This window comes from Streptomyces sp. MBT65, assembly GCF_016612545.1.
In the GTDB taxonomy this organism is placed as follows: domain Bacteria; phylum Actinomycetota; class Actinomycetes; order Streptomycetales; family Streptomycetaceae; genus Streptomyces.
The window spans coordinates 1-3,307 of the sequence record NZ_JAENRY010000506.1 but is presented as its reverse complement, the minus strand read 5'-3'; the positions used below and the strand labels follow the sequence as shown (position 1 = coordinate 3,307).

Genomic DNA, 3,307 nt, shown 5'->3' with positions numbered 1-3,307 from the left:
CAGGGGTTGGCTTGGTTCGGTCGGGGGGCTGGTTTGGCGGGGCCGGTCGACCGAGGCTCGGGGCTTGGAAGTTGGCGTGTGAAGGTCGGCATGTGGAGGTCGGGGCGACGACCGCCGGAATCCGACGCGCGGGAGTGGGAACCGGGTCGGGCCGAGCGGTGTACCAAAAGTGATGGCGCCGCCACGTGGCGCTACAGCAGATCACGCAAGGAACGGTCTCGGACCAGGAGGGCGGCCCGCTTGGCGGGCAGGTCGACCTCGGCGGAGAACCGGAAACCGGCGCCCAGGAAAGCGGCTACGGAAGGGGTGTTGCGAATGTCGGGTTCCGCGACGATACGAGCGCAGGCGGCGCGCTTGTCGAGTACGAGGTCGGCGACTGCTCGAAGGAGAGTGCGGCCCAGCCCTCGTCCCCGATCGGTGCCGTCACCGATGAGGAGGTGAATGCCGGTGTCGTGTGGTCGGGCCGGGTAGCGGCGGGCCAGAGGGTCGAGGTCCGCCCGGTAGATCTCCCAGTAGCTCATAGGGGTCCCTTCCAGCACGCCGAGGCAGGGAACGCTGCGTCCGTCACCGGCGAGTTGGGCGCGCAGGTGGTCCCCGGTCAGCGCCTGAGGGCCGGCGAGTTCCCAGAACGCTGCGACGGCAGGGTCGTTCATCCAGCGGTTGATCAGCGGCAGGTCGCGTTCGATGTGAACGGGGAGGAGGTGGAAGGTGCCGACGGGGGTGTGGGTCGGCCCCCAGGCGCCGACGCGGTCGAGCAGGTCGTCGCCGGACGGGACAGGGGAGTTGGGCAAGATCTCGGAGGCGGGCGGGATGTTGGAGTCGGACCGGGCGGTGTCCTCCCCCGCGCGCCCTGACCGGTGATGTCGCCCGATGGTGCCGGCCTCGTGGGCGACCGGCTCGGGGACGGAAAGGTCGGGGGCGGAGGAGTCGGAGGCGGACACGTGGTGGTCAACCGCGTCGGGGACTGCCGCACGGTGGAGTACCGCGTCAGCTGCGTCCGCCTCGGCGCAGAGCGCGATGAACCCCTCGGGCAAGCGGAGGTCGAGGGTGTCCTCACCGTCCGTACCGGGACTTTGGCTCGAGTTCGCCCTGCTGCCCAGGTCGGAGCCAGAGACAGTCGCGGTGTCGGCGCTCGCGTCGGTGGGAGGCACGGTGGCGCTCCTCTCAGGAGATGGGGTGGGTCATGTTCCTTAGGTGCGAAGGGAGTTGGTGGCGGTCGGGACTGCTCGGTGCTGGCCGGGGTTGAGGAGGTCAGCGGCAGTCGAGGTCCGAAGGAGCTGGCGCTGTTCAGAACCGGGCTGCGGCTCACAGTCGAGGCCGCAGCCAGTTGCCGGTGGCCCAAACCGGAGGCCCTAGGGGGTGATCGGATCGGGAGGCAGCTGGCGTCGGCGTTCGTAGCCAGCGGTAGTCAGCAATGGAGGGGATTCGCGATGGTGACGTAGACGGACTGGGTGTCGACCGGGCCGATGAGTTCGTCGAGGCCGTGCAGCCGGGTCAGCAGGTTGGCCTTGCAGCGCAGGACGGGTGAGTCGAGCAGGCGAGCCGGCAGGGAGGTGCGCAACCGGGCGGGACCGGAGGCCACGTCGCTGAGGAAACGACGGAAGGCTGAGAGCAACAGCCGCTCGTCGGCGAGGCGTTGTGAGCCGAACGCTCCGATGAGACCGAATACGTTGTTGATCGCGAGGTAGTACGCGAAGCGTTCGTCGGTGACCTCGTCGGAGACGAAGGTGTCGCTGTGTTCGCCGATGCCGGGCAGTCGGGCGTCGAGTTCCGCGCGCCGGGATGCGCGGAAGTAGTAGCCCTGGTTGTCGCGGTAGCGGCCGCCCACGGGCCAACCTTCACCGTCCAGCAGAAGCAGCGTGTTCTGTTGGTGCGCCTCCAGGGCGATCCCCGCCTCGCTGTCCAGCCACAGCACGGGACGGACGACCTGCTCCAGGTAGCGCAGGAACCACTCGGCGGCGACCGCTCCGCAGGACCGTCCGGTGCGCACGGCGAGGCCCGTGACGATCTCGGCCAGACGGGACCGCAACAGCGGTACGCAGGAGGCGGAGTGGCTGGTGTGCGAGGTGGTCGCCGCTCCGCCGGCGGTGGCGCTCCGTCCGAGGTACGGCCGGAGTGAGACGAGCCCGGCGATGCAGGAGACATCGTCGGACGCGCTGAAGGGGTTGTGCCGGATCACCACGTCGATTCCGGCCAGGGGAACACGGGCATTCCGCTCGCCACGGCCGACGCGGTCGGCACGGCTCACGTCCAGGCCAGCACCGGACTCACCACCGCCTGCGCCCCGTTGCTTCGCGTCGACGCCGTACGCATCCAGCGCATCTACGGCCAGCCACGCCGGGTCGCGGACGATGTCGAAGCCCGGGTGAGCGGCGTGCCAGTGCTGGGACAGGCCGGTGCGGAGCAGGCGGTGGACCTCGACGCCGCGGTGGAGTTCTTTCCGGAGGTTCTCACGACGGGAGTTGGTGATGCGGAGGCCCAGCGAGAGCTTGAGCATGGCCGGGGCGCCGGATTGGTGGACGGTTCGTACGGAGGAGGTGGGATGCCACGGGGTGCCATGGGGACCAAGGTCCTGGATCAAGCCGGAGTCGAGCAAGGCTGCGATATCGACTCGGTGGTGGATCTCACGCCACTGCCAGGGGTGAAGGGGAAGCGCGGCATGGCCTTCGGGCAATGGCAGTTCGGGGCCGGCCAGTCGGGCTGTGAGGTGGGCTGCGGGGACCGGTCGGCCGCGTTCGGTCCAGGCCGAGTCGGTGGCGAGTACGGAAGGGGCGACAGCCAGCCAGTGCAGCGGGAAGGAGCCGCGCAGCTCCGGTGAGTACAGGCGGGCTTCGGCCTCGGAGAGGCCCTCGCGGCTCTTCGGGGTCGGGTGCAACGGGTGGCCGAGCAGGAGTGCCTGTTCGGCGGAGAGGAAGAGATCGGGACCGTCGGCCGGCCGTGCGCGACGGTCGGTGATGAAGGTGACGGTACGGCGGACGGAGTCGGCCACCCGGGCCACCAGGTCGGTCGCGGAATCGGGCACCGAGGTGAGTGCTGTTGCGGATGCCCTTGCCGCTGCCTTCGCCTCCCCTGTAACCGAAGTGGTCGCCGCGTCGGCACCCGCAACGGACCCGCCGTCGCGCGCAGCCGTCTCCCTCGCGAGCAGCGCCGCGACCGTCACCGCGTCCGCAGGTGGTGCGCCGTGGGGAGCGTTGGAGAGGTACGGAAGTCCGAAGCGGTGCCAGCACGTCGGGGACCAGTAGTGGACCTGGGCGAGCAGGGCCGTGTTGCTGGCGGGGAGGGGGATGTGGAGGGTGCCGTTGGTGGG

2 protein-coding genes are annotated in these 3,307 nt (G+C 69.9%); both read right to left on the bottom strand.

Annotation, left to right across the window (positions count from 1 at the left end):
* Positions 1-191: 191 nt before the first annotated feature.
* Complete coding sequence (locus JHN63_RS49280; RefSeq protein WP_200691660.1) at positions 192-1,151, bottom strand: GNAT family N-acetyltransferase; 960 nt, start codon at positions 1,149-1,151, stop codon at positions 192-194.
* 257 nt (positions 1,152-1,408) lie between these two features.
* Positions 1,409-3,307 (bottom strand): IucA/IucC family siderophore biosynthesis protein (locus JHN63_RS49275; RefSeq protein WP_200691659.1); only part of this gene is annotated, 1,899 nt, incomplete at its 5' end.